The 236-nt window shown below is 61.0% G+C and carries 1 protein-coding gene; it reads right to left on the bottom strand.

Annotation, left to right across the window (positions count from 1 at the left end):
• Positions 1-236, bottom strand: a 236-nt coding sequence (locus ACWTU9_RS33390) for a LuxR C-terminal-related transcriptional regulator (protein WP_455862043.1), incomplete at both ends; no start/stop codon positions are given.

Below are 236 nucleotides of genomic sequence, written 5' to 3'. Positions count from 1 at the left end.
GTGATGCTTGACCGTCTTCTCCTGCAGTGAAAGCCGTGCGGCGACTTCCTTGTTGCTCAAGCCTTCCCCCACCAGTCGCAGTATATCGTCCTCGCGGCTGGTGAGCTGCTGGATGGGGTCGGTTTTGCGGGTTGCCGGCTGCAACAGGTCCGACAGAAGCCGGGCCGATAGTGTCGGCGAGACATAGCTTTCGCCAGCCGCGACATTGCTGAGGATTTCGGCCAGCGCCTTCGAAC

Source organism: Mesorhizobium sp. 128a (genome assembly GCF_053848025.1).
Note: the sequence above shows the minus strand (reverse complement) of the source record. Positions and strands in the feature narration are given on the sequence as shown.